Here is a 26,797-nt window from a genome sequence, read left to right as displayed (position 1 = left end):
GTGGGCAGTGATGCTGTTGGCACGACCTCTCTAAAATCGTCCGCGCATGTAAAAGCGGCCGGGTGGGGCCGGGGCTTGAGCACGCTACTGCGCATTACGCGCATGAATTTGAGGCACCCGTGGCAGGTCGCGTTAGCTATCGGTTCGACGATGGTAGCCGTAATCCTGCAGTTGCTTATTCCCCAGCTTCTCGGCCGGGCTGTCGACCAGACCCAGGTAGCCATCGGGGGCGGTGTCACGGTGACGGCTGCAGAACAAGCCCTCTGGACTCCTGCTCTCCTGCTGCTCGGCGCGAGTACGCTACGCGGCCTCTTTACGATGGCGCAAAACTACTTTGCCGAAGCCGTCGGGCACCACGTCGCGTACGAACTGCGGCTTGCTTGTTACGACAAGGTCCAGCGCCTGAGCTTTTCCTTTCACGACCGGGTGCATTCAGGCGACCTGATCACCCTCGGCATCCTCGATCTCGACGGCGTGCGGATGTATTTTTCCACCGCCCTGGTTAGGTTCTTTCTGCTCACCATGCTGATCGGGATAGGCGCCTGCATGATGATCTCAACCGACCCGGTGCTCGGTTTGATCGCGCTGAGCTTCGTGCCTTTCGTAGCCTGGCGATCGTCGGTCACCCAGCTTAAGCTACGCGCCATCTGGCTCGACCTGCAGGAGCGGCTTTCCGTCCTGGGCCGCGTGATGGAGGAAAATCTCGCGGGCATCCGCGTGGTCCGGGCGTTTTCGGCACAGGCTCATGAGATGGCGAAGTTCGACATCGCCTCGACAAACGCGCTCGAACTCGCGCACGAGCAGGTTGACCTGTACGTGCCCAACACGTCCGCAATGACCCTCGCCTTCTTTGTCGCCATGGGGTTGGTCCTCTGGGTCGGTTGCGACAAACTCATCGCCGGCCAGATCAGCGTTGGAACGCTCACGACGTTCCTGACGTTCATGACGATCCTGCAAATGCCCGTCCGCCAGATCGGACTGATGGTCAACGGCTTTGCCCGCGCTTACACTTGCGGTTCGCGCCTCTTCAGTCTGCTCGACCAGGACATCACGATCGGGGATGCTTCCGGTGCAAGACCGCTCGAGATCGGTGAAGGAACTCTGCGCTTCGACAATGTCTCGTTTGCATATCCCGGCACCGGAAACCGCGTCATTCTAAAGAATATTACCTTCTGCGCCCGTAGGGGCGAGACGATCGCGATCGTGGGTCCGCCGGGTTCTGGCAAGTCGACAATTGCTCACCTGATCCCCCGCTTTTACGACGTCACTGGTGGCACCATCATGCTTGACGGGCAGGACATCCGCGGGGTCACCCTCGCATCGCTTCGCAAGGCGGTCGCGGTCGTACAGCAGGATGCATTCCTGTTCACAACCACAATCGAGAACAACATCGCTTATGGCGACCCCTGGGCGAAGGAACAGCCGATCGAGCGCGCTAGCGAATCCGCCCAGTTGCACAATTACATTCTCGGCCTACCCGCTGGCTACAAGACAGTCGTCGGCGAACGTGGAGCCTCTCTCTCTGGCGGCCAGCGTCAGCGTCTCACCATAGCTCGCACGATGATGTTGCGCCCATCAATCGTCGTTTTCGACGACTCAACGGCCGCGATCGACGCCGCCACAGAGCAGCGCATCCGCGCGGCGATACGGCGTTTCGCCAAGGATAGGGTGACGATCATCATCGCCCACCGGCTGAGTTCACTCAAGCACGCCGACCGGATTCTGTTTGTCGACAACGGCGAGATCGTGGAACGCGGCACCCATCAAGAGCTTTTGGCCAAGCGAGGACGCTATAAGGCCCTTTATGATCTTCAGTTGCGCCCGGGAGATGACATTGCGACCACGTTTGGAGGCGCGCCCTGATGGCCAAGCGGCACGCCAACGAACTCGAAATCGAACCGAATGATAGCGGTAGACGCCCTCCGCGCGCGGTCGTCGGGTCCCATCGCATCGAGGAGGAGATCTTTGGCCGGGCTTTCGACAAGAACATCATTCGCCGCATATGGGCCTTCGTTCGTCCCTACCGAGCCATGGCGGTCGTCTCGCTTGCCGCATTGCTGATTTTCACTGGCACGCAGCTTCTCATCCCGCTGATCATCCGCTACGCGATCGACCACGCCATAACTCCGGTAGGCGCTGATGCCTTCGCCCTGCTTGAGGCCGCCATCGCGTTTGCGCTTGCCATTCTGGTTAATTTCGGCGCTGCCTACGCGCAAGAAACCGTGGTAGGGAAAATGGCCGAGAACGTCCTCTTCGACATCCGCCGCGCCATGTTTGCCCATCTGCAGAAGGTATCGCTCTCCTTCATGGACAAGACCGAGGTAGGACGCCTGATGTCTCGCCTTCAGGGCGACGTCAACTCTATCCACGAATTTCTCGCAAACTCGATCTACTCCGTAGGCGACATTGCGCTTCTCTTCGGCATCATCTTCGTAATGCTGTCGGTCAACTTCAACCTCGGCATTCTGACGCTCTCGGTCTTGCCGGCCCTGTTGATTATCCGCATCGTGTGGCTGCCGCGTGCCCGCGAGGCCTTCATGGCTGCACAAGAGACCAATTCAGTCGTCAACGGCGCACTGGCCGAAGCGATTCAAGGCGTCCGAACCGTCCAGTCCATGGACCGCCAGTACGTCAACTTCGTATTGTATGACGACAAGGCACATGCCGACCTCACGACCCACCTGACCGCTGCCAAATATGCACAGGTCATGGTCCCGATCGTCGATGGCCTCACCGGCCTCGCCATGGCTGTCGTCATTGTGGTCGGCGGCTCCATGATCATGAATGGCCGCGTCGATGTGGGCGTATTGGTTGCCTACATATTCTATATCCAACGCTTCTTTGACCCAATTCGCTCACTAACTCTGCAATATTCCGTCATGCAGCGCGCAATGGCCTCCGGCAAGCGCCTGACCGATGTGCTCGACGTCAGGATCGAGATCCAGGACAAACCGGATGCCAGGATCCTTGCGCCCGAAATGGACGGCTCGGTCGAGTTCAGGAGCGTCACGTTCGGGTATGATCCCAAACAGCCGGTGCTGAAAAACGTCTCCTTTGGGATCAAGCCGGGCGAAACGGTCGCCTTGGTCGGGCCGACCGGCTCTGGCAAATCGAGCGCGATGGCCCTCGTCCATCGCTTCTATGATGCTCAGCAAGGCCAAGTGCTGGTCGGCGGACATGATGTGCGCGATCTCACACAGGAATCGCTCGGCAACCAGATCGCCATGGTGCTGCAGGAGCCGTTTCTGTTCACCGGGACGGTTTTCGAGAACATCCGCTACCGCAAGACGGAAGTCACGGGCGAGAAGGTGATCGAGGCCGCCAAGGTGGTCGGAGCCCACGACTTCATCATGGGCCTTCCCGACAGGTATGAAACCCAGCTCGGCGAACGCGGCGGCAACCTTTCTCTCGGCCAGCGCCAGCTTGTCAGTTTCGCCCGCGCTCTCGTCGCCGACGCCAAGATCCTTGTTCTTGACGAGGCCACCGCCAACATCGACAGCTACACGGAAATGCTCATCCAGAAAGCTCTCAGAAAACTCCTGGAAGGCCGCACCGGGCTTGTCATCGCCCACCGTCTCGCCACAATCCGTGGTGCCGATCGCATCATCGTGCTTCAGAACGGCCAGGTTATTGAGACCGGCAACCATGACAAACTGATGGCTATGGGCGGGCTCTATTCCAAACTCTACAATCTGAACTACTCGTCATTCGACGACATTCCCGAAAAGGAAGCCGATCCGACCGGACAAGCCGCCTCTCGTACCTGATGCTCCTTGCGAGCAGTATCTGACCGTCCAGGGGCACCGGCGGCAGCGCGGACAGCGATTGCGCTAAATCCCGGACGGCCACGGGAACCTGATCATCACCGGCCAGACCGGAACCGGCAAGTCGTGGCTGGCCGGCGCCTTCGGCCGGCAAGCAGCAGGGCTCGATCGTTTCGTGCTCCATGTGCGCGTGGCCCTGTTGGAGGATTGCGCTCGCCCATCTCGATGGAAGCTTCCCACGCCTCTTCGACAAACTCATCCGGGCGCGCCTGCTCGTCCTCGATGGCCCACTCCCCTACCGGCCAACAGCGCTCGCATCTGTTCGAAATCGTCGAGAAACGATATCGCCGAACCGCCCATGTCCCAGATGGCATTACCTATCGCCACAAACGGAGCGCCTCTGCGCAAGCTATCGGCGCCGATTGGGGCTTGCCTAAGGTTGACGACTTCAGCTACATCAAAGCAGTGCGTGCAGTCGCGAACTGGAAACGCTAGGGCGTCATCGCAACGGCGGTAACCGCTCGCCGAAATCTCCCCCCCTTCCCCTGTTTGGATCGGGACAAAGATAGGCGGGTGTCCGCGCGTCAGACTACCGCAAACCGGGCGATTGTGGCTACCACATTGAGACTATTCTGCTTGAAACGCCCTCCCGCTACCAGGGCTTTCCAAATTAAGAGCAAAATGTTGTCGACTCTGCGATGAGGAGAAGTCGCCGTTTCCATGGTGCGTCGTGTTGCAATCCGCTTACGTTGATTTCCAATGATTTCCTGCCACTATCGGCAAGTCACGCGACACGAAATGCAACATGAGAGATGAAACTGTGGCGGATGACAAATCGAAAAGAGGCAAGCAAGACCGAGCTCGGGTCTCGGCAAGCGAACCGTATGAAGTCAATTACTTTGCCCGAAAACACGGCATCACGAAGCATCAAGCTCTAAAGGTCATCAAAGACACCAAAGGCAATCGCGAGAAGGCTAACGAAGCCGCGAAAAAGCTCGGCAAATGATGAACGGCGTTCGAGTTGCGGCCGCCTGGCTAATTGCTTCGGTCGGACCAGCTCCGGCCGCAGGGATATTCGAAGACGGCAACAGCTTGAAGGACCTCTGCCGAGGATCGATATCTGATCGCATCATTCTGCGCGGCTATAGCCGAAACGGGGCGCCGTTAAGAGCAGCACCTTCCTGCGGCAGATGAACCACCTCAGGAGCCACGCGAAAGGTGTCACTGACGGGCGTCGCGCATGGTAGACGGATGACAGTCTATCCCGAGCCTACTCGACATTGGGCGATGGATTGGCCAGAGAAGACTGAGCTCGAATTGGGGGTCCAAGACATGACAAGCCAGCAGCAGCGTGAGGCGTTGCACCGACAGATTTGGGCGATCGCTAACGACGTAAGGGGTGCTGTCGACGGCTGGGACTTCAAACAGTTTGTCCTAGGAGCCCTGTTCTATCGCTTCATCAGTGAGAATTTCACCGCCTACATCGAAGCGGGAGATGACAGCATCAACTATGCGGGGATGGCGGATAGCGCGATTCCGGAGGAAGCCAAGGTCGATGCGGTGAAAACCAAAGGTTACTTCATCTATCCCAGCCAGTTGTTCGTGAAGGTCGCCGCGAGCGCCAACACCAATGAAAGCCTCAACACGGAGCTTGCCGCCATATTCAAGACGATTGAAAGCTCGGCTAACGGCTATCGCTCCGAAGAGGATATCCGGGGGCTGTTCTCGGACTTCGACACAACCAGTAACCGCCTGGGCAACACCGTCAAAGGAAAGAACACGCGACTGGCGGCAGTCCTGAAAGGCATTGCGGGTCTTCCGCTGAAATTCGAGGATAACCATGGCGACTTGTTCGGAGATGCCTACGAATTTCTGATCTCGAACTACGCGGCTAACGCGGGTAAATCGGGCGGTGAATTCTTCACGCCGCAGCACGTCTCCAAGCTGATCGCGCAGTTGGCGATGCACGGGCAAGCCAGTGTCAACAAGATCTACGACCCGGCGGCCGGATCGGGCTCTTTGTTGCTGCAAGCTAAAAAGCAATTTGACGATCACATCATCGAAGACGGCTTTTTTGGGCAGGAGATCAATTACACGACCTACAACCTTGCCCGCATGAATATGTTCTTGCACGATATCAACTATGACAAGTTCAACATCCAGAATGGCGACACGCTGGAAAGCCCGCATTTTCTCGATGAGACGCCGTTTGACGCCATCGTTTCCAACCCGCCCTATTCGGTCAGGTGGAAGGGCTCGGACGACCCCACACTGATCAACGACGAGCGCTTTGCCCCTGCCGGTGTGCTTGCGCCCAAGTCAAAGGCGGACTTCGCCTTCGTGCTCCATGCCCTTCACTATCTGTCGGCGAAGGGCCGGGCGGCGATCGTGTGCTTTCCAGGCATTTTTTATCGTGGTGGAGCGGAACAAAGAATCCGCCAGTACCTCGTCGACAATAACTATGTCGAGGCCGTTATCGCGCTTGCACCGAATCTGTTCTTTGGTACCACCATCGCGGTCAATATTCTTGTGTTGGCCAAAAACAAGGCCGACAACGCGATCCGATTTATAGATGCGACCGGCCATGAATTCTTTCGGAAGGGCGTCAACAACAACTTCATGGATGACAGCCACATTCAAAATATCATGGAGCTGTTCGTCGGTAAGGATCTCATTCCGCATGTCGCGGAAAGTGTTTCCTACGAACGCATTGTAGCGGCCGGCTACAATCTGTCGGTTAGCGCTTACGTGGTGCCTAAAGACAAACGCGAAGCGACCGACATAGATGCCCTCAATGCTGATCTGAAGACGACCGTTACACGGATTAATCAAGTGCGGACGGAGATCGACGCGATCATCGCGGAGATCGAAGTGTGAGCCATCGAAGGTTCCTAGATAACCTGCTGGACGGGGCCGAAGTTGCATGGACGCCGTTGGCAGAAGTCACCCTTCCCACAAGCAACATCAGGTGGGCCGACGCCTATGGCTCTTACCGCTATATCGATCTGACGTCAGTTGATCGGAAGACGCGAACCATCACCGAAACGAACGACATAACGGCAGACACCGCTCCGAGTCGTGCCCAAAAGCTCGTCGAAACCGACGACCTGATCTTTGCAACGACAAGGCCCGCACAGCAAAGATTTTGTCTCATCACGCCAGAATGGTCTGGAGCGATCGCAAGCACTGGCTATTGCGTCCTGCGCTCCGACCGCTCGAAAGTTCTGCCCGGCTGGCTGCTCCACTGGCTGAGCTCGACTCTCTTCAGATCCTACGTCGAGGAAAATCAGAGCGGGTCAGCCTACCCCGCGATTTCAGATGACAAGGTCAAAGCCTTCAAGATTCCTATCCCTTGTCCGGACGAGCCCGAGCGATCGATTGCAATCCAAGCTGAGATTGTTCGAATCTTGAACAGTTTCACCACGCTGACCGCGGAGTTGACCCTGGAGCTGACCGCCGAGCTCGGAGCGCGCAAGAAGCAATATGATTACTATCGTGACCAGCTTCTCGTCCGTCACGATGGTTCCGTCACCTGGAAGGCTCTGGACGAACTCGGTGAGTTCATCCGGGGAAGGCGCTTCACAAAGGCCGACTATGTGGACGAGGGAATAAGCGCGATTCACTACGGCGAAATATATACCCATTACGGTGTCTCCGCCCGTGAGACCCTTTCGAAAGTAAAGGGCGAGTTGGCGCAGGTTTTGCGGTACGCCCAACCAAACGATGTGATAATCGCAGGTGTCAGTGAAACCGTCGAAGATGTCGGAAAAGCTGTGGCCTGGCTCGGGGATGAAAAGGTAGCCATCCATGACGATAGCTTCGCCTTTCGTCACTCGATGAACCCCAGATTCATTGTATATGCGATGCAGACGAAGGCCTTCCACAACGCAAAGGCAAAACACGTGGCGCGTGGCAAGATCAAAAGGCTGCTGATTGATGGGGTCAAGAAGGTCGAGCTCCCAATCCCCTATGCCGACGACCCCGAAAAATCACTTGAGGAGCAGGCTCGTATCGTCGCTATCCTGGACAAGTTCGAGAGCCTGACCAAGTCACTCGGCGAAGGCCTGTCGCGGGAAATCGACCTGCGAAACAAGCAATACGAATACTATCGAGATTTGTTGCTAAGCTTTCCCCAGCCCGTCCAGGTCGCAGAGACATGAGCAAGACGCTTGAGCAGATTGCGCACGAGCTTCGTGGAACCAACAAAAAGGTTCAGCTGATCTATGCCTTCAATGGCAATGGAAAGACCCGCCTGTCTCGCGCCTTGAAGGATTTGGTGGCGCCCAAGGCCGACGGCGACACGGAGGGTGGGCCTACTCGGCATAAGATCCTCTACTACAGTGCTTTCACGGAGGACCTATTCTACTGGGACAATGATCTGCTGAGCGGCGCCGAGCCGAAACTGATGATCCAGCTGAACAGCTTCACGGACTGGATTTTGGTGGATCAGGGGCAGGAGCTCAATATCGCGAGGAATTTCCAGCGCTATACCAACGACAAGCTTACGCCGACCTTCAACCAGCAATATCAGCGGACGGGCCCGGACGGGACCTCGCATCCCGTACGCGCCTTTTCCGAAGTAACGTTCTCACTGGAAACTGGCGGCGACGCTTCAGCAGGCAATTTCAAAATCTCCAAGGGAGAAGAAAGTAACTTCATCTGGAGCGTATTTTACACGCTGCTTGAAGTAGTGGTCGACGTGCTGAGTGTGCCGGACCCAGAAGAGCGGGATACCGACGAATTCGATCAGCTAGAGTATGTTTTCATCGACGACCCTGTCACTTCCCTTGACGAAAATCACCTCATCCAACTGGCGGTAGATTTGGCTGCGTTGATCAGGCGGGCTCCAGAGGCTGTGAAGTTCGTCATCACCACACACAGCCCCATTTTCTACAACGTCCTGCACAGCGAGTTGTCGGCCAAGAAATGTTACCTCCTAGGGAGACTGGACGACGGGAATTTCCACTTGATGGAAAAGGAGGGTGATTCAAATCATAGCTTTTCCTACCATCTGCATTTGAAGACCCTGCTTGAGCGGGCCGTTGCTGACGGCAAGGTCGAGAGGTTCCACTTTACGCTCCTTCGGAACCTGTACGAGAAGACCGCGAGTTTCCTGGGGTATCCCAGATGGGCCGAATTATTGCCAGACGACAAACAGGCCTACATGAACCGGATCATTCAATTCACCAGCCACAGCACCCTTTCAACTGAGGCGGTTGCCTACCCCACGCCCGAGGAAAAGCAGGTGGTACACTACCTTCTTGCCCATCTGATAGAAAATTACAGCTACCGGCAGCAGGCCCAACAGAATGGCTGAGGTGACCAAGCCTATCGCAGAATCGAAGAACTTTGTCGTCCTCGACAGGTACATCAGTGAATGGGCCTCTGCCGACCACTACCAGAGTGAAGATGAGCTGGAGCGCGAGCTCATCAAGGACCTGAGCAATCAGGGCTACGATTTCCGCGACAATATTGCTTCAGCGGAGGCCATGCTCGCCAATGTCCGCGAGCGCCTGGGTGAGCTCAACAGCACCACCTTCACCGACCCCGAATGGTCACGCTTCGTTGAGTCCTTTCTGGGCAAGCCGAGCGATGGCATCGTCGAGAAAACCCGCAAAGTCCAGGACGACTATATCCACGACTTCGTCTTCGACAACGGGCGCATCCAGAACATCTACCTGTTCGACAAGTCCAATATCTCGCGCAACAAGCTGCAGGTCATCAAGCAGTTCGAACAGGCAGGCGGGCACGCCAATCGCTATGATGTGACCATACTGGTCAACGGCCTGCCAATGGTGCAGATCGAGCTCAAGAAGCGCGGCGTGGCCATACGCGAGGCATTCAACCAGATCCACCGCTACAGCAAAGAGAGCTTCAACAGCGATAGTTCACTCTACAAATTCCTGCAGATTTTTGTGATCTCCAACGGGACCGATACGCGGTATTTTGCCAATACCACGAAGCGGGACAAGAACAGCTTCGATTTCACGATGAATTGGGCCAAGGCGGACAACGGGCTCATCAAGGACCTGAAGGATTTTACCGCCACGTTTTTACAGAAGCACACACTTCTCAATGTGCTGCTGCATTATTCCGTGTTTGATGCCAACGAGACACTGCTGATCATGCGGCCGTATCAGATCGCCGCAACCGAGCGGATCCTCTGGAAGATAAGGAGCTCGCACAACTCGAAGACCTGGAGCAAGCCGGATGGAGGCGGATACATCTGGCACACAACTGGTTCCGGTAAGACGCTCACAAGTTTCAAGACGGCCCGTTTGGCCACCGAGCTCGATTTCATCGACAAGGTGTTCTTTGTCGTCGACCGCAAGGACCTCGACTACCAAACGATGAAGGAATACCAGCGGTTCTCGCCTGACAGCGTCAACGGCTCTGAGAACACGGCGGCCCTCAAGCGCAATCTCGACAAGGACGACAACAGGATCGTCGTCACCACGATCCAAAAGCTTAACAACCTGATGAAGAGCGAAAGCGACCTGCCTGTATACGGCAAGGAAGTCGTCTTCATATTCGACGAGTGCCACCGTAGCCAGTTCGGAGAAGCGCAAAAGAATTTAAAGAAGAAGTTCAAGCGCTTCTACCAGTTTGGGTTCACCGGAACGCCTATCTTTCCCCAGAACGCCTCAGGTGCCGAGACGACCGCTAGCGTCTTCGGCCAGGAGCTGCACTCATATGTCATCACGGATGCTATCCGGGACGAAAAGGTTCTGAAATTTAAGGTCGACTACAACGATGTTCGACCCAAGTTCAGACAGATCGAAACGGAGACGGACGAGGCAAAGCTCAGCGCCGCTGAGAATAGGAACGCCCTGTTGCACCCTCAGCGGATACGCGAGGTGTCCCAATACATCCTGGATAACTTCCGCCAGAAAACGCATCGAACTTATCTTGGTGGGGGTGGCTTTAATGCGATGTTCGCGGTGAGCAGCGTGGACGCTGCCAAGCTCTACTATGAAGCCCTAAACGAGCTCCAGAACGCTAGCGAAAAGCCGCTCAAGATCGCCACGATATTTTCGTTCGCGGCCAACGAAGAGCAGAGCGCGATCGGCGAAATTCGCGACGAAAGCTTCGATGTGGCAGCGCTGGATAGCAGCGCAAAGGAGTTTTTGAACGCCGCTATCAGCGACTATAATTCCCTGTTCGGAGCAAATTTTAGCACGGACGGCAACGGCTTCCAGAATTACTACCGCGATATCGCCAACCGCGTGAAGTCCAAGGAAGTGGACATCCTTGTCGTGGTTGGGATGTTCCTCACTGGCTTTGACGCACCAGCTCTCAACACACTCTTCGTGGATAAAAATCTCCGATTTCACGGGCTAATACAGGCATACTCTCGCACCAATCGAATTTTTGATGCGACCAAGACCTTCGGGAACATCGTCGCATTTCGCGATCTGGAACAGGCGACGATTGATGCCATTACCTTGTTTGGTGATAGCAACACCAAGAAAGTCGTGCTGGAAAAAAGCTACCGAGAGTACATGGGCGGCTTTGTCGACATCGCAACGGGAACGGCCTGCCGAGGATTTGTAACCATCACCGAAGAGTTGGCAGGACGTTTTCCCGATCCAGCCGAGATCCATACAGAAGCGGACAAAAGGGACTTTTCGAAGCTCTTTGGCGAATTTCTCAGGGTTGAGAATGTTCTTCAAAACTTCGATGAATATACGGCCCTGAAGGCGCTTCAACAGGTCGACCAAGGTGATGAAGCGGCATTGGAGGCATTCAAGGAAAAGCACCATCTCGCCGATGCCGAGTTTGGTGCGCTTGCCGTCATCAAGCTTCCGCCCGAGCGGAAGGTTCAAGATTACAAATCGACCTACAATGACATTCGCGATTGGATTCGGAAGGAGAACGCTTCGGCGGGTCGCGAGCACACCAGGCTCGACTGGGATGATGTGGTCTTTGAAGTCGAGCTCTTGAAATCTCAAGAGATCAATCTGGACTACATCCTTGAACTCATTTTCGATAAGAAAAGCCACAATCAGGACAAGTCGGCTTTGATTGACGAAGCCCGTCGCCTGATCCGCGCGAGCCTCGGCAATCGGCCAAAGGAAGACCTTATGGTCGACTTCATCAATCAGACCAACCTTGATGAACTCAATACCAAGGATGGCCTGATCGAAGCATTCTTCGCTTTCGCTCAGGAGCAACAGCGGCGTGAGTTTGAAGAGCTGGTGGCAGTAGACAAATTGAATCTTGAGGCGGCCAGACGTTACGTCGCAAGCTCGATCAAGCGGGAGTTTGCCAGCGACAATGGCAGCGATCTGAACGACGTGCTGCCCAGGATGAGCCCCCTCAATCCCGAATATCTCACCAAAAAGAATTCAGTGTTCCAGAAAATCGCAGATTTCGTCGCCAAATTTAAGGGCGTCGGAGGGCGGCTCTAGCTGCTGTCTTGCACCTGGTCGGAACGTTTTGGTGGCATCACCATGCTACCAACTCGTCGCACAGACGGTGCCCGCTCAGGGGCCGACCCTAATGCCGCGTGCGCATGTCGTCTCAAAGGGAGTCCACGCAATTTGGCTCCGATAGCCTCCGAGGCTCGGCTCCGCCCGCTGTCCTTAACTGCTCGCGGGACGTCGCCAGTCCGCAAACCACACCAAACTGGTCGTTGATCGGGCGGTACGGCAATATCCGCTTTTGGGAACGCGCGAAGGTTCGTCGAACGACTGGAATGAGGCGCAAAGCTGCCGTCCACACTCGATGCCTCCCAAAGTATCCTAAAACCGAGTCTACTGTCCTACGTTGTCCATAAGCGCCCGCAATTCGGGCGGAGGCGCGACCCAGAAAGTTCGAAAAGCTTCCAAGAACCCCAGGCAAACTGGACGCCGCGGCAGACAAGGAGGTTCAAAGATAGCCCGGCGAACATCCGCATTAAGTCGGTCAAAATCGGCGACAGAAGAGCGTCCGAAAGAGGGCTCGGCGGCTCCTTCGTGCGAACGAAAAAAGAAGAGAAGCAGAACTTTCGTGTGCGCTTTCGCGCGAGCGTCGGAAGCCGCGCATGGCCATGAAGCGCCGGCACGGCTCACTGCGAGCCGTCCCAAAAGAAATAGAAGGCGGCAATCTACACCCCACCTTTCCAGCGCAACAGCCGCATGGCGTTGGCTGCCACCAGCACCGTCGCGCCTGTGTCGGCGAGAATGGCGGGCCACAGGCCGGTGATGCCGACTACGGTCGTCACCAGGAACACCGCCTTCAGCCCCAACGCCATGGTGATATTCTGCTTGATGTTGGCCATGGTCGCCTGAGAAAGTTTTATCATCGCCGCGACATCGCCGACGCGGCCATGCAGCACCGCCGCATCTGCCGTCTCCAGGGCGACATCGGTGCCGCCGCCCATGGCAATGCCGATGTCGGCCGCGGCGAGCGCCGGCGCATCGTTGATGCCGTCGCCGACCTTAGCGACCGTCAGCCCCTGCCCTTTCAACTCGCCGACAATGCGCTGTTTGTCTTCGGGCAGCAGGTCCGAGCGCACATCGATGTCGAGGTGCTTGCCGATTGCTGCCGCCGTGCGCTGGTTGTCGCCAGTCAGCATAACAGTCCTGATGCCAACATCGGTCAGCGCCTTGAGGCCGGCCTGCGCGTCCGGCCGAGGCTCGTCGCGCATGGCGATGAAACCGGCCAGCACATCGTTGATCAGTAACACCGACACCGACTTGCCCTGGTCGTTGAGTTCGGCGATGCGGGCCGCCTGCTCGGCCGGCAGCGCGACCTTCTCGCCTCCAGCGATCGGCGAGCCCAGGAAGACGTTCTTACCGCCAACGTGACCGACTACGCCCTTGCCGCCGAGCGCCTTGGCCTCCGCCGCTGGCGGCACCGGCACGTGATCGGCCTTGGCCTTTCGCAGGATAGCCAGGGCCAGCGGATGGCTCGATCCCGTTTCGAGTGCAGCGGCCAACGATAGCACCTCTTTTTCGCTGATCCCGATGGCCACGACATCCGTCACCACGGGCTTGCCTTCAGTCAGCGTCCCGGTCTTGTCCAAAGCCACGGCGGTGATCTTGCCCAAGCCTTCCAGCACCGCGCCGCCTTTCATTAAAAGACCACGCCTGGCGCCGGCCGAGAGCGAGGCGGCGATTGCCACCGGCACCGATATGACGAGGGCGCAGGGGCAGCCGATGAGCAGCAGCGCCAGGCCTTTGTAGATCCATTCGTTCCAGTCGTCGCCGAAGGCCAGCGGCGGGACGACGGCCACCAGAGACGCGATAACGAGTTTGTGCGGCGGTTGCAGCCATCGTCTCACTCCTTGAACCATTCCAGCGGCACGCTACATTCTCTAGCGACTAGAGGAGCAAGCGAAAAAATCATGCGCAGTGTCCCGATTGGCGAAGCGGCACGACAGAGCGGCGTGAAAGTGCCGACCATCCGCTACTATGAGCAGATCGGCCTGCTGCCCGCGCCGAACCGCAGCGAGGGCAATCGACGGCACTATGAAACCAGCGATTTGCGCCGGCTGGCGTTTATTCGCCATTCACGCGAGTTGGGGTTCGACATCGAAGCCATCCGCACCCTGCTGACGTTGCAGGATAATCCCAGCCAGCCCTGCGCCACGGCCGACACCATAGCCCAGGCGCGGCTGGCCGACGTCGTTCAGCGGATACGCAGCCTCACGGCATTGAAGGCCGAACTGGAACTCATGGTCGAAGGCTGCCGGCACGGGAAGGTCGGCGAATGCCGGGTGATTGAGGTGCTGGCCGATCACAGCCAATGCGAACACGCGCGGCACTGACTGGACCCAATCTCGACGATCTTCATTCGTGAGCCGGCCTTTCCGCCACCATTCAGGTCATGAGGGGCGACTGCACGGCGAGGTGATGATTTTGACCACGGCTAAGCCACCGAGCTGAAGTGCGGCTTGCAATTCGGCAATTGTCCGGAATCGGTAGCGGCGGCCCTCTATTCCTTTGCATCGGCGCGTCACAAGGACGTGAGTTGCTTTGCCCATGTAACCTACCAGATGGGCCAGACCGAAGGTGATTTTGAGAAAGGCGAAGCCGACGGCACCGCGACAAGATTCGTACCGTCCTTGAGACAGAGGGCGTAGAATTCACAAACGGCAATCGTCCCGGGGTCAGATTACGACGACCGTGACGTCTGGAGTTGGAGCGCTCAAAACGATCGAGAGCGTGCCTAAGTTCTCCAGTCGATCCGCTCGGCGTCCTCATCATGCCGACGCGCTTCCGCTTCATATTCATCGCCGAGGGTGTCAAGCGCCTTTGCCGTGCGCGGATAATCGTAGGCGATCGCTTTCGCCCATGTTCGATATTTCGCCGCCTCCAGGCGTTCGAGTTCTCCGCCATCGCGCGGCAAACGCGTCGTGACACCGCGGCGATTGCTCTTGCCGACAACAAAACCATCAATCATCGGCTTGCTGCGAAAAAGATCTATCGCCTCGCGCACCGGTTCAGCCGGCCAATTGCCATCTGAGCCGATCGGCGAGGCCGACAGGAGATTTCCAATTCGGCTGTCGGCGATGTTTTCTCGGCCGACCGCTTTGGCAAGTGCCCTGGCCTGCTTTATCCAGGTCTCGAGCTCCTCGCCGTCGATAGTGCCGTCGTCGCGTGTTCCAGGAATATAGTTCCAAAGCTCCAGCAGCCGATAGGCCTGCGTGGCGACGGTTTGCGCATGCTTGGAGTCATCGGGTTCAGGCTCAACGATACCGCTTTCCTCGCTTGCCCTGAAGGCTGCGCTCAGCATCTCGACGAACAGTGATGGTTGCTCCGAAAGTGCCCTGAGCAGAACCTTGGGGCGCCGCCGCGAATACTCCAGGATCCGTAGATATCTCCACTCGAGCTTAGCCAGAACATTTCGGTCGGCATCTTCGCGCTCGTCGAGAGCCTCTAGGATTTCAGCCACATCGTGCTGCAGCATCGCCGCCTCGTTGGGGTCGCCGTCTTCGATTGGCTGACGTGAGGTCTCCTCCAGCATCTCGACCAGTAGCTCGGACGGCAGGTGGGCCTTGTTTCCGCGCCGCGCGAGCGTCAGGGCGTGCCGGGCTCGTCCAGCACTGATCAGCTTGTGGATCGCATAGATGACGTCGCCACTATCCTCGTCGATCCAGAACACTGGTGCTCGGCGCCAGTAAGTTGCTTCTATCTCGCCACCGATCTGGGCTATCCGTTCCCAGGTCCAACGGGCAACAGGAAGCGCCCGAAGGATTGTAAGCAGCGCCGTGTCACCCCAGTTCTCGGTCAGGGTCCTATCGATCAGCGCGTTTGCCCAGGCTTCCTTCCGTTCCCGAAATAGTGAAACGATGAGACCGTGGGCCACATCCCTCTCGTGCCCATCATCGCTTTGAACAGCGCATGTCAGCAGCACCTCGATATCGGGGTACGGCAGGCCGACATCGCAGAGAGCCTTGCCAATATAACCCGGGATTTCGCTCGCTCGCGCCAGCGCAAACACGGCGGGGAGCCCGCCCTCGGCGTAGAGCGCCTGAACCGCCTGCTGTCGTGCGGCGTCAATGTCGCGCTGTTCCGTCTCCCAGCCTTTGGAAGAGAGCTTGGGCAGTTGAACGGTTTGCTTGAAGAGCCAGGCCGTTCGCTCAAACGGATCGGTGGGCGCGAAACATTCGTAGATGGCCTCCAATCGATCGAGCACTAGGTCCGGCAAAGACCACTCGGCATCGGGAAATTGTCGATGATGATGGAGCACATCCCGCAACTTCTCCCAGAGGGACCGGCGATCCGCCTTTTCGATGAAACTTATCTCGGCCGCCTCGAGCGCTGCCAGAGCGGGATCAGCATCGGGCGCCAAATCGCCCAGCCGGTCGAGCAGATCCGGCCAGCGTGCGGAACTCAGGCCCACGTCGGCAATCAAGCGCTTGCTGATAGCGGCCGCCCCGCGCCCAATGAGCGCCCATGTCACTGTCTCTATTTTGTCGACCGTAAAATCGCGCCAGCGCGGCATAGAAGTTGGAAATGAGGTATCGTGTCCACGCGGCAGGATACCGAGCATCAGCTTCCATGCCGCATCCGGCTCCTGCTTGCGGATCAAATCCAGCGCGCGAAGCCTCTGGTCCAGATTCGCGTAGGTCTGAGGTATCCACAGACGGTGGATTTCGCGCAAGCTATTTGCGGGCCCATTGGAATAGCGACGCGGCTTGGTGTCGATCGCGTCAAGTCGCGCCAAGAGGTGAGTTACCCTTGGCATATATTCAGGCGACCAAGCCAACGACTCCAGAGCCCACATCAGATCGGAAAGATATTCAGTCCCGACGAACCCACCTCCATCGTGGCCAAACAGCGAAGCTATGGCAGGTTCGTCCTGGTCGAGACTTTCTTCAATCGCGGCGAGAAAAGCCTGCGGCGCGGCTTCCGCGAGAAGTCGGAAGTCGCTCGACAAGGACCACCACCGCCTCTGATCCGCGTTTTTGAGGAGCCTGCTTGCTATGTTGTCGGTGCGCCGCCTCGCGTCGGCCACGGCCCGCACCCGATCACCCCAAAGCGCCAGCAGGATAAGAACCTGGCCGATGCCATTGCGCAGCATGCCCGAGTAGTCGCGATGGATGCCGCGAACCCCTGCCATCCAGCGCTCGTCGGGATCCATGTCGAAGCGCGGGTCGGCGGACGCCAGAACCGCGTAGGCTGCAGCCTCGAAACGCTTGACGTCCGCGTTCGTCAGATGATGCGCAAGCAGCATCCACGCATCCGAGGGGGAGGCAACGCGCCAAGTCGATCCGACCTTCTGCAGCGGGCTGTCGAGTTCCCCGATATATGCTGTCAGGTCTGCGATAAAAGCCTCATAAGGAGCGTCCGCGAGTTCTGAGAGGCGCGCTCGATCTGCTGCGGAAGTCTCGTCCCATCCCCCCGCTAGGAGGGCGGTGAGCAAAGCGCGAGATACCGGTTCCCTGGCCCATTTTGGCTGGCGGCCAGGGGCGCCGGGCATCAGGCGGCGAAGGACGGCGAGATTGCGCGCACAGTCGCGAGCGAGCGCTTCTGCCCGTTGCTCGGCTATGCCGGCAGCGCTCAACGCACTGACGATCCCCTCGCGCGACGGTCTGGTGAGCACACGCACGTCGCCGCGCGCGACTGGACGATCATCATAGGCCTGCAACACATAGTGGCCCCGTGTTGCAAGAACGTTGGCCAGTCCGGGCTCGGGTTCAGTCAAAAGCAGAAGGAGGGGCGCCGGAGCGTTAGCGAGAGCCCTGGCCGCTTCGGGAGTGGTCGCCACCAGGCAGCGGGAGCGATAGGCAGCAGCCACATCGTCAGGCAGTTCACCGAGTGCGGCATGGAAGAATGCAACCACCTCATCTGCAGCGGTTGCCTGCAAGGAGAGAACGGACGGGGCTCCCCGAAGCCAACGCAGAACCTCCGCAGCGTCCTCGTCGCGGTCACTGAGAACGAGGTCCGTGGTCAACGGCCGCTCCGTAGCAAGCGACCATTCTTCCCAAACTTCCTCCAGTTCTCGGGTTCCATTGGGTCGCTTTCCCAGTCGCGTAGCCAACCAAAGACCGACGGCCGGCGCCTGCTCGATCCAATGGACGAGATCATCAGCGTCGTAGGCGCGAACCTCTTTCCACGGGCCTTCACTCTGACGCGCTTTGGCCCATTCGTCCTTCCCAGGCCAGTGGCGCGGAGTAACGAAGACGAAGGCGGCGCTGGCTGGGTCGAGGGGAGAAGGATCGATCGTCCGCTTGCGATAGTCCTCATTCGCTTTCTGGACGATATTGCTTCGCTGTGCGCCAATTTCCCACCCGGCTTCACCCTCGGGTACGTAGGGACTGGGGGTATCGGCCGAAGTACGTCCATCCCAGCCTGGATAACGAACCCCTTCATCCGAAGGAAAGCGAAGGTGGACTGCTGAGCCGTAGGTGGCGCGGATCAGATGTGCGAGAAGCGTCGGAAGGCTGATGGCTCCGTCGTTGCGGTTTGCCCAGTTTGAAAGGTCCTCGGCGCTGACCCATCTGATTGGGATTGCAGGTTGGTCGGAAGTGGCAATGATGGGAACTTCGGGCCCGATAACAGCACCAGTGGCGAGGAACCGAATGCCAGCGCCCTCAAGAGCGCCCCGGATGGCTTGGGCATTGTTTGCTACAGGGGTTCGTCGACCGCGCTCAAAGTCAGCGACCGTCGAGGTCGCCACACTGGCCGCCTTGGCAAGGTCCTGTTGAGACCACGCCAGGAGCGCTCGGGCTGCCCGGACGTGTTTGGGTGTGAGATCACCAGGAGGAGAGCTTGACGAAACCATGGTCATAGGAAATATATGACATCAATTAGAAATTCCAAGCTGTTATTTTTCGCCGGCAGTTTTTCGAATTTGTATTCACTTGATAACAAGCTCATCAAGCGAGTCCCAACGCCCCCTTGTCAGAGGCTGCCGTCCACAGCGGCTGTTGAGGAAGAGCATTAGCAAATTAGAAAACCTGATCCTGTTATTTTTTGTCGGCACCGCTCCTATAGTCTTCTACAAAAGATAACTAATGACCGACCATCATATGACCTATCGTGAACGCGCTCTTAGCCTGACCAAAGACAAAGGAATTGCGCGCGCCCGCGACTTCAAGGCTGCCGGCATTCCCCTAGTGTATCTAAGGCGCCTGACCGAGGCCGGCGACCTGGTTCGCCTCGGTCGCGGCCTTTATCAAGATCCCAATCGCGTCGGGGAGGATGCCGCGCACGATCTGGCGGAAGCCAGCCGGCTTGTGCCTCACGGAGTGATCAGCCTAATCAGCGCACTTCGGCAGCATGGGCTAACCACTCAGCTGCCTCATGCCGTTTGGATGACCATTCCACACAAGGCCCGCACCCCGAACAAAGGCCTCCGGCTCGAAATCGTCCGCGCGACCGGTGAAGCGCTGACTGCGGGAGTAGAGCATATCCGCGTAGAAGGCGTTGACGTGCCGATATACGGGGTAGCGAAGACTGTCGCCGACTGCTTCAAGCACCGACGCAACGTTGGTGAGGACGTCGCTATCGAAGCGCTGCGCGAATCTCTTCACCAACGAAAGACCACACCGAGCGAACTGATGAAGTTCGCCGCCATCGATCGCGTGGTCGGCCGAATGGAGCCTTTGATCAAGGCGATCCAGTGACCGCTAAGATCGTCAAAAATCTAGATGTTTCAATCAGAGCCCGACTGCTCAATCATGCCAAGCAACACGGTGATGACTACCAGCGCGTCCTGACACGCTACGCAATCGAACGCCTGCTCTTTCGCCTCAGCAAAACCGATGGGGCCGCTCGCTATGTGCTCAAGGGCGCCATGCTGTTCGTCACCTGGCCGGAGCACGTATTTCGGCCAACCGGGGATCTCGATCTGCTAGGCGAGGGCAGTCCCGACCCCGCAGCTATCGCCGAACTGTTCGTCCGCATCTGCCAAGTTGAAGCGCCCGATGACGGTATCAAGTTCGACTCAGGCAGCCTCAAGATCGAGGCTGTTCGCGAAGCCGACAAGTATCAGGGTGTCCAGCTAATCCTGACGGCGGACTTGGCTGGCGCGAAAATTCACGTGCAAGTCGACATCGGCTTCGGCGATCATGTCTATCCGTCGCCAAAGCGAGGGACCTTTCCCAGCCTGCTGCCGAACCTACCGGAGGCAAGCGTGCTGATGTATCCCCCCGAAACGGTGGTCGCGGAGAAGTTCGAGGTCATGCTCCGCTTTGGGGAAGCAAACGGCCGGATCAAGGACTTTTACGACATCTGGGTCACGACCCGCATCTTCCCCTTCGACGCGTCGGGGCTTGTCGAAGCGGTCATCGGCACGCTTCGGCGCCGAGAGACTGCCATCCCCACCGCAATGCCCGCGGGTCTGACAGAGGCTTTTGCAGCGATTGTAGAGCATCGCGGTCTTTGGAGCGGCTTTCTTCGCCGCAACCCACCGACTCTCAAACCGCCGAGCTTTGCGGAACTCCAAGAAGAATTGCGACGCTTCTTCGGTCCCATTGTCGATAGTCTCGCGTCCCCGGAGAATGCCCGCGGCCGTTGGAATCCCGATGGCGGAACTTGGCTCTAAGGCGGAGAAACGCCTGCAGCCATCGCCAATTTGCCTTCACTGCGCTTCAATCAACGCCCGCAATTTGGACGGTAGCCAGTATGGTGCGATCCCTCTGGGTCGCTTGCCCCCGCAGCCAAGGCGAACAGGGGCGCATGGAATGGGCAAGGCATGGCGGGTGATCCTGGTTGTGGCTATCTCTCCTTTTAGGTTGATGCCCGGCGTCAATGTCTTGCAAATCGCATGCAAGACGGTGTCGTTTTGGAGTTGTTGTTCCGCTAGCGCACTTTTGCGTTGCGCAGGTACGCGCGTGGAATTGGACTTTGGCGAGTTCCTCCTCCAGCTCTTCGCCCGAAGCCGCCCCCGGAGCCCGGAAGGCGTTGTGCTGGAACCCGTCGTCGTCGAAGAGGTGGATTTCGCGGACGTACGTTCTGGCGAGATAGTCCAGGACGTAGGAGCCTGTACCGCCGAGGCCGACAATGCCGACCTTCAGCGGCTTGAGCTTCAGCGCGATTGCCACGTTATCGGCGCGACTGCTGGCCGTGTCCTCGTAAAGAAAGACACTGTCGTCCTCGTCGGGCGCGTAAGGCCTGAAGGTTTGCGCCGTCACACCAAGCACTATTTCGGCATCAGGCGCGGGATCGGGAAGGTGATGATGCGCCGGAGAAATTCAACTCCGAAGGCGGAGCGCGCATTCCACGTCAGGTAACTCGAGCCATGATTTCAGATTGGATTGTCCTTGCGGTGTATAGCGAAGCGTCTAAGGACAGATTCCCAAATGCAAGTTGGCAAAGTAGATAATTAGCACCGGCCTCTTCGAGCTGATCAAGAAGAGCTTGTCGCGCGGAAGATGCCGTTCCCACCACGCACAATTCGCTTTCGATTGCTGCATCCAAGCTCAGCGGCAGATTTGGGGGCGTCTGGAGCGCATTGAGGTCGTAGAGGAACCTGAAGCTCTTGAGCCATCGTTCGTAAGCGGGTGCCGCGAGCGCATATGCATCTGTTTCCGATCGCGCGATCACGACCATGCGGAGCATTCCAAGAAATGGCCCTCGCTCGTCCGCGTCGGCACTGCGCTCCCGGCAGGCTCGGAATGCATCTGTAATTCTGCGAACAGAAGAGGCAGGTCCAAGGCACGCGATATTGGCGCCACTTGCAGCGGCCCAGCTGGCCGACTCGGGTCTATTGGTGGCGATCCATGTCGGTGGATGGGGGCGCTGATGAGATCTCAGCGTCAAGGGGACGTCATTCAGCTCAAAATGGCGGCCGCGATAGGACAGCGTGTCGCCCTTCATCGCCTTAATAAGGATTTCGCTGGCTTCCGCATAGTGACCTGGCGCCGCCTCCGCAGCAATCCCGAAGTAACCCAGTTCGACTGGGAGAGAGCCGCGCCCTATACCCAGCTCGACCCTGCCACCACTCAACTGGTCCAGCATGCAGATCTCCTCGAAGGCGCGCAGCGGATGATAAAGGGCAAGGAGCATTACCATCGGGCCGACGCGAAGTTGCCGGGTGCGCTGGACGACGCTGGATAAGAACAGATTCGGCGATGGGCTCCTCCCGTGCGGAGTGCAGTGGTGCTCTGCCAGATGATATGCATAGAAGCCAAGTTGATCGCACGTCTCTGCCAAACTCAGCCGATTGGCGTATTGCCGGGCAATCTCGCAGCCGTCCTCGTCCAGATGGTCGAATATGCCGAAGGTCAGGCCCCGGGGGAAGGCATTCTTCACGAATTTTCTCCAACTCTTTGCAACAGTTCGTGGCTCGCAATGATGCAAGCAAATCCAAATTATTGGTGCGCTGAAATTGCGGGGAACTACCGACTGGTTAAGGCAGAAGCAACGGCCGCTGACGGCCGGCACAGCGGGATCGTTTCCTTCGCCGTTGCAGCTATCTCTGTGGCGACCTCAAGAAATTCATCCATCTCGGCTTTTGTACCGATGCTGACGCGGATGTATTTTTCCAGCCCTGCATCCTCAAAGAAGGCAACGAGTATCTTTTGCCTTTCCAAGGCTGCTTGCCACCATGAACCTTCCTGCCCCGCTGGCACACGCGCTAGCAGGAAATTTGCGTGAGAAGGTATTACGGAAAACCCGATTTTCGACAGTGCCACCGTCACCCGCTGTATTTCATGCTTGATGTGCTTGTGGTTCTCGGCATAGGCGGCGCGGTGCCCAAGCACACTGATGCCAACCGCCTGACCGATCACATTCATGTTGAAGACGTTCTGGAGATCCCGCAGCCTGCCAATGACTTCGGGGTGGCCAAGTCCAAAACCGACGCGAATGCCGGCGGTGGCATAGCTTTTCGAGAATGTTCTCAAGATCAGGAGGTTTGGATAGCGATCGAGGAGATGCAGACCATTGTCCGGTGCAAAATCGACATAGGCCTCATCCAAGACAATCAGACGGTCTGATTGCGATACCAGGCGTTCAACATCGGCCACTGGAACAAACGTTCCGGTCGGATTGTTTGGGTTGGCCAGCAGAATGAACTTGGCATCTTTTGCCGGTCCCAAAAGCAAGTCTTCGACGGGCAAGGAATGATCTGCGCACCAACCGATTTCGAGAAATTGAGCACCCTGCAAACGGGCAAGTTTGCGGTTGAACGAAAACCCCGGCGACATCATCGCCATTCTGTCACCTGGAACCAGGAAAGCTCTGTAGATAAGCCCGAGCAGTTCAGACGATCCGTTTCCGGCGATCACCTGATCCTTCGAGACGCCGTAGGCTTCCGACGCTGCTTGCCTCAAGCTGACGTTGTCGTCTTCTGGATATAGATATTGCCGTTTGAGAGCCGCCATCGCACTTTGCATTATGGCTTTCGGCAACGGAAACGGGTTCTCGTTCGTGTTTAGCTTGACGCAACAAGGATCCGGCGCCGGTTTGTCGGACAGCAGAACATCTAACTGTCCCGCTACTTGCGAAAGGGAAGAAAGCACAGTTTGCAGTTTTGCATCAGACATCAATTTTTCTCCGTTTCGGTCTCAGTGCGTCCGGTACGAGCTGGTGATCAAGACATGGCCTGGACCACCGACGATGGCGCTGCCGCCAGACCCGGGTGCACGGTGGGGCGACGACCGCGGGGGCAGCGCGGCCTGTGCGATCGGATCGGAATTGGAGGAGCCCGCATCACTCGTCTCAAGGCGCCGAGGCACAAATACTTCGTTGTGCCAGCTACTCGGCTCGGTGATCTGTTCAAAGACGCTTGATCTCGATGCCGTATTTCCTCAACACGTAGCCGATCTGGCGCGGCGTCAGTCCGAGCAGGCGCGCCGCCTTTGCCTGGACCCAGCCACATCTCTCCATTGCCTGGATGACACGTTCGGCATCGGCCATTCTCGCAGAGTGGACTACCCCCGCTGGGTCCAGCGACGGCTGCCCTACGGTGTCCGACGGGGGTGCGACGGCGGCAGATCTACCGGCAGCAGCCGGCGGTAAGGCCGGACTCAGTGGCAGCGGCCCGATCGGCGAGGGTTGCAGCGCGACTTTGCCAAGTCTGCAATTATGCAGCGCCTCGGCGAAGCATTTGTCTTGGCAGCATGCAAAGTCGTCTTTCCCGATTGATGGCCCCGCCGCCAGAACCGCTGTCCGATATACGCAGTTTTCAAGTTCGCGAATGTTGCCGGGAAAGTCACAGTTTACCAGTACTTCGATTGCGCTCGGATCGAACGTCAACATAAGGCCGTTCTCATCGTTGAAATTCCTGAGAAACTCAGCTGCAAGGAGCGGAATATCGCTGCGCCTTTCGCGAAGCGCCGGCACCAGCAAGGGAACAACACTGATGCGGTAGTAGAGGTCGGCACGGAACTCGTTTCTGGCAACGGCCTCTTCCAGGTTCTTGTTCGTAGCGGCAATGATGCGGACGTCGACTTTAATGGTCTGGTTGCCCCCGACGCGCTCAAACTCCTGCTCCTGCAGCACGCGTAAGAGCTTTGCCTGGAACGAGGCCGAAATCTCGCCGATCTCGTCTAGGAACAATGTCCCCTTGTCGGCGAGCTCAAAGCGCCCCTTGCGCGAGTTGAACGCACTTGTGAATGCACCCTTCTCATGGCCGAACAATTCGGATTCCAGCACAGTCTCGGGTAGCGCCGCGCAATTGAGTTTGATGAAGGGCCGCTTGGCGCGCGGGGACAACTCGTGGATAGCCTTGGCGACCAGCTCCTTCCCGGTACCGGATTCGCCTCGCAACAGAACCGCAATCTTGGCCTTGGCTACGAGCGCGACCTTCTCAAGCAGACCGCGCAATGCCAAACTGTCGCCAATCATCCCCTCCACGTGAGTGTTACGCTGCGGGGCCAGGCGCTTCTGCTTTGGCAGGGAGTCCTGCTTTACCATCGGTTGCTCGCGGTCGCCCTCGAAAGAGCGATGCGACTTCACTGCCTGCCCTACCAGGTTGGCGATTAGCGGGAGCAGACAGAGGCTGTAATCGAGCCAAACTCTTGAGCCATGGCGCAGTACGTGGTCGATGGTCAGCGTGCCCACGACATTTGCATCGACGCGAATGGGAACGCCGATGAAGGACACTGGTATGTCGTCGGAAGCCCCGAGCACGTCCATGTCGGCGGCGGTGAAAGCCGGATGAACCGCGATGTTCTCGGCGGCCAGGGGCTTGTCCGTCGCCAAAACCTGGTCGATTGCATTCCGTGGCAGGTACGTCCGGCAGCGCTCACTGCAGCTCTCGGTCCGGCCGGCGCCTGCGATGATCTCCAGTTCGCCATCACCGTCGAAAAGAGAGATGATACCGTGCCTCATCTGCAGAAACGATCGCAGCAGGTCTACAACCTTGGCCAGCCTGGCCTCGAGCCCGGAGGGGGCGGTGAGCGCTTTCGAAATTTCGTAGATGCCGGCAAGCGCGCTCGCGCGCGACGGCAGAATGGCGGGTTCCGAGTCATCCCTTTTGGTGTCGTGCAATGATGTGCAGCTTGACGAAGTCTGCTCAGCACTGTCTTCAGATTGGCGACCATTGTCCTGATCTGACATGTCATCCTCGATCTTGGGCCGCGACAGCAACGCCGCGCCATCTGGATCTGCGATGTCCCCCCGCGTAGACGCATCATCAGATGGCATCAGGGCCCGAGCCACCGATGGCCGGCACCAACAAGAATGTCTTCGCACGGCGAGCCGCAGCATGATTGGCGCACTTGCTTGCGGGTGGGAGCCTCTTACCGGAACGCTTGAGACGTTGATGCGGGTAGTCGTGATGTGTCGGCGGGAGGACGCCAGAGTTCCGCAGGCGACATACTGCCTTGCATAAGATCAAGTGTGGGTCACGGTTTTGGGCGTCGGTCAGGCCCTGACGAGGGGCAAGCCCGAAAGACGCCGGAGGCAAGGCTTGATGCATGGCTTGGCTATCCTTACTGAACTGAGGCGCGGTTCAGGCTTCCGGAGCGCAACCACACGTTGCCCTACAGAGCGGGAATGAGGATGGCTAGTCAACCGAGCTTTCCTCGCATTTCTGAAAGGAAAGCAGGAGGACATGATAGAATTCCATCAACTGAGATTTGCCGACAGATCGATCTCGAACGGCAGAGTTACCCCGGCGTGTTCACGGATGCCCGGCGCGGTGAGCGTACGGAGGTCGACGCCTCCGGGATGCTGTCGGCGTTAGGGCGGCTGCGTCGGACACTACGGCCCGAAGTGTCGTCGAGCGGCTTAAATGTTCGCGCTATGAAGCATCTTCTGAGTCGCACCGATGCGCGCCAGGTCCTGAATCATTCGGTCTTTTCGACGACCCGTCGGGACGCCACGGCTGCAGAGGGAGCGCGGTAAGAGCGAGCTCGTGTAGGGAATCCTCCACTTCCGTGCCCGGCCGGGTCGCAACTGCGACAAAGAAGCGAGCGGGCACAGCGGATGCCAGAGTTACCGGCTGGTGGCTGTCGGGCTAAAGCAATGGGTGCAAAGCTGGGCGTTAGTGTGGGATTTCGCCAGAGATGACGGCAACAGTGCGGAAACCCGCACAGCCCCCCCCTACTGAGTCTGCCTTACCGAGCGGAGGAATACGCGTATTTGGGCGCGGGTCTCCACTTGGCACGCCCCTTGCTGTTCGACATGCCAGCAGCGCGTGACCGGAGC

At 58.0% G+C, this 26,797-nt stretch carries 15 protein-coding genes and 1 pseudogene; 10 read left to right on the top strand and 6 right to left on the bottom strand.

Features of this window, described 5'->3' with window-relative positions; genetic code table 11:
* From AC0L2A_RS19025 to AC0L2A_RS18995, 7 genes are all read left to right on the top strand, one after another.
* Positions 1–1,863: an ABC transporter ATP-binding protein gene (locus tag AC0L2A_RS19025; protein ID WP_473610072.1), complete on the top strand. Its 1,863-nt coding sequence runs from the start codon at positions 1–3 to the stop codon at positions 1,861–1,863.
* A complete protein-coding gene (locus tag AC0L2A_RS19020; RefSeq protein WP_473610070.1) occupies positions 1,863–3,767 on the top strand; it encodes an ABC transporter ATP-binding protein in 1,905 nt (634 codons plus the stop codon). The genes AC0L2A_RS19025 and AC0L2A_RS19020 overlap by 1 nt, the downstream gene beginning before the upstream one ends.
* 802 nt (positions 3,768–4,569) lie before the next feature.
* A complete protein-coding gene (locus AC0L2A_RS19015; RefSeq protein WP_473610069.1) occupies positions 4,570–4,770 on the top strand; it encodes a DUF3606 domain-containing protein in 201 nt (66 codons plus the stop codon).
* A 326-nt stretch (positions 4,771–5,096) separates the two neighbouring features.
* Positions 5,097–6,641 carry a type I restriction-modification system subunit M gene (locus AC0L2A_RS19010; RefSeq protein WP_473610068.1) on the top strand — a complete coding sequence of 515 codons (1,545 nt, stop codon included), beginning with the start codon at positions 5,097–5,099 and terminating at the stop codon, positions 6,639–6,641.
* The gene (locus tag AC0L2A_RS19005) at positions 6,638–7,924 is read left to right on the top strand and encodes a restriction endonuclease subunit S (RefSeq protein WP_473610066.1); all 1,287 of its coding nucleotides are present in this window, start codon (positions 6,638–6,640) and stop codon (positions 7,922–7,924) included. Before AC0L2A_RS19010 ends, AC0L2A_RS19005 begins: the two co-directional genes overlap by 4 nt.
* Positions 7,921–9,081 (top strand): anticodon nuclease, encoded by a 1,161-nt coding sequence (locus AC0L2A_RS19000; protein ID WP_473610065.1) that lies wholly within the window; start codon positions 7,921–7,923, stop codon positions 9,079–9,081. The genes AC0L2A_RS19005 and AC0L2A_RS19000 overlap by 4 nt, the downstream gene beginning before the upstream one ends.
* On the top strand, positions 9,074–12,175 hold the full coding sequence (locus tag AC0L2A_RS18995; RefSeq protein ID WP_473610064.1) for a type I restriction endonuclease subunit R: 3,102 nt from the start codon (positions 9,074–9,076) through the stop codon (positions 12,173–12,175). Before AC0L2A_RS19000 ends, AC0L2A_RS18995 begins: the two co-directional genes overlap by 8 nt.
* 677 nt (positions 12,176–12,852) lie before the next feature.
* Here the strand turns inward: AC0L2A_RS18995 and AC0L2A_RS18990 are convergent.
* A pseudogene (locus AC0L2A_RS18990) lies at positions 12,853–14,010 on the bottom strand (heavy metal translocating P-type ATPase); the annotation flags it as partial.
* An 84-nt stretch (positions 14,011–14,094) separates the two neighbouring features.
* Between AC0L2A_RS18990 and AC0L2A_RS18985 the strand changes: the two are divergent.
* Complete coding sequence (locus AC0L2A_RS18985; protein WP_473480639.1) at positions 14,095–14,517, top strand: MerR family transcriptional regulator; 423 nt, start codon at positions 14,095–14,097, stop codon at positions 14,515–14,517.
* A gap of 401 nt (positions 14,518–14,918) precedes the next feature.
* On the opposite strand, the gene AC0L2A_RS18980 is transcribed toward AC0L2A_RS18985, so the two are convergent.
* Complete coding sequence (locus AC0L2A_RS18980) at positions 14,919–18,980, bottom strand: helix-turn-helix domain-containing protein (protein ID WP_473610129.1); 4,062 nt, start codon at positions 18,978–18,980, stop codon at positions 14,919–14,921.
* A 232-nt stretch (positions 18,981–19,212) separates the two neighbouring features.
* On the opposite strand from AC0L2A_RS18980, the gene AC0L2A_RS18975 reads away from it, so the two are divergent.
* Together AC0L2A_RS18975 and AC0L2A_RS18970 are read left to right on the top strand one after the other, a co-directional pair.
* Complete coding sequence (locus tag AC0L2A_RS18975) at positions 19,213–19,824, top strand: type IV toxin-antitoxin system AbiEi family antitoxin domain-containing protein (protein WP_473610062.1); 612 nt, start codon at positions 19,213–19,215, stop codon at positions 19,822–19,824.
* The gene (locus AC0L2A_RS18970; protein WP_473610061.1) at positions 19,821–20,744 is read left to right on the top strand and encodes a nucleotidyl transferase AbiEii/AbiGii toxin family protein; all 924 of its coding nucleotides are present in this window, start codon (positions 19,821–19,823) and stop codon (positions 20,742–20,744) included. Before AC0L2A_RS18975 ends, AC0L2A_RS18970 begins: the two co-directional genes overlap by 4 nt.
* A 46-nt stretch (positions 20,745–20,790) precedes the next feature.
* Here AC0L2A_RS18970 and AC0L2A_RS18965 read toward each other — a convergent pair whose 3' ends face one another.
* The 4 genes from AC0L2A_RS18965 to nifA form a co-directional block, all read right to left on the bottom strand.
* Positions 20,791–21,342 (bottom strand): ThiF family adenylyltransferase, encoded by a 552-nt coding sequence (locus tag AC0L2A_RS18965; RefSeq protein ID WP_473610060.1) that lies wholly within the window; start codon positions 21,340–21,342, stop codon positions 20,791–20,793.
* A gap of 82 nt (positions 21,343–21,424) precedes the next feature.
* Entirely contained in the window at positions 21,425–22,453 is a 1,029-nt protein-coding gene (locus AC0L2A_RS18960; protein ID WP_473610058.1) for an LLM class flavin-dependent oxidoreductase, read from the bottom strand.
* An 86-nt stretch (positions 22,454–22,539) separates the two neighbouring features.
* Entirely contained in the window at positions 22,540–23,688 is a 1,149-nt protein-coding gene (gene hisC, locus AC0L2A_RS18955) for a histidinol-phosphate transaminase (RefSeq protein WP_473610057.1), read from the bottom strand.
* A 232-nt stretch (positions 23,689–23,920) separates the two neighbouring features.
* Complete coding sequence (nifA, locus tag AC0L2A_RS18950) at positions 23,921–25,705, bottom strand: nif-specific transcriptional activator NifA (protein WP_473610128.1); 1,785 nt, start codon at positions 25,703–25,705, stop codon at positions 23,921–23,923.
* Positions 25,706–26,797 lie beyond the last annotated feature (1,092 nt).

This window comes from Mesorhizobium sp. WSM4844 (genome assembly GCF_055811775.1).
Note: the sequence above shows the minus strand (reverse complement) of the source record. Positions and strands in the feature narration are given on the sequence as shown.

What these genes read in the sequence shown, in the direction of transcription:
- AC0L2A_RS19015 (WP_473610069.1), top strand. Translation starts at nt 4,570, where the DNA reads ATGAGAGATGAAACTGTGGCGGATGACAAATCGAAAAGAGGCAAGCAA.
- AC0L2A_RS19020 (WP_473610070.1), top strand. Translation starts at nt 1,863, where the DNA reads ATGGCCAAGCGGCACGCCAACGAACTCGAAATCGAACCGAATGATAGC.
- AC0L2A_RS19010 (WP_473610068.1), top strand. Translation starts at nt 5,097, where the DNA reads ATGACAAGCCAGCAGCAGCGTGAGGCGTTGCACCGACAGATTTGGGCG.
- AC0L2A_RS19000 (WP_473610065.1), top strand. Translation starts at nt 7,921, where the DNA reads ATGAGCAAGACGCTTGAGCAGATTGCGCACGAGCTTCGTGGAACCAAC.
- hisC (WP_473610057.1), bottom strand. Translation starts at nt 23,688, where the DNA reads ATGTCTGATGCAAAACTGCAAACTGTGCTTTCTTCCCTTTCGCAAGTA.
- AC0L2A_RS18975 (WP_473610062.1), top strand. Translation starts at nt 19,213, where the DNA reads ATGACCGACCATCATATGACCTATCGTGAACGCGCTCTTAGCCTGACC.
- AC0L2A_RS18980 (WP_473610129.1), bottom strand. Translation starts at nt 18,980, where the DNA reads ATGGTTTCGTCAAGCTCTCCTCCTGGTGATCTCACACCCAAACACGTC.
- nifA (WP_473610128.1), bottom strand. Translation starts at nt 25,705, where the DNA reads ATGTCAGATCAGGACAATGGTCGCCAATCTGAAGACAGTGCTGAGCAG.
- AC0L2A_RS18985 (WP_473480639.1), top strand. Translation starts at nt 14,095, where the DNA reads ATGCGCAGTGTCCCGATTGGCGAAGCGGCACGACAGAGCGGCGTGAAA.
- AC0L2A_RS18995 (WP_473610064.1), top strand. Translation starts at nt 9,074, where the DNA reads ATGGCTGAGGTGACCAAGCCTATCGCAGAATCGAAGAACTTTGTCGTC.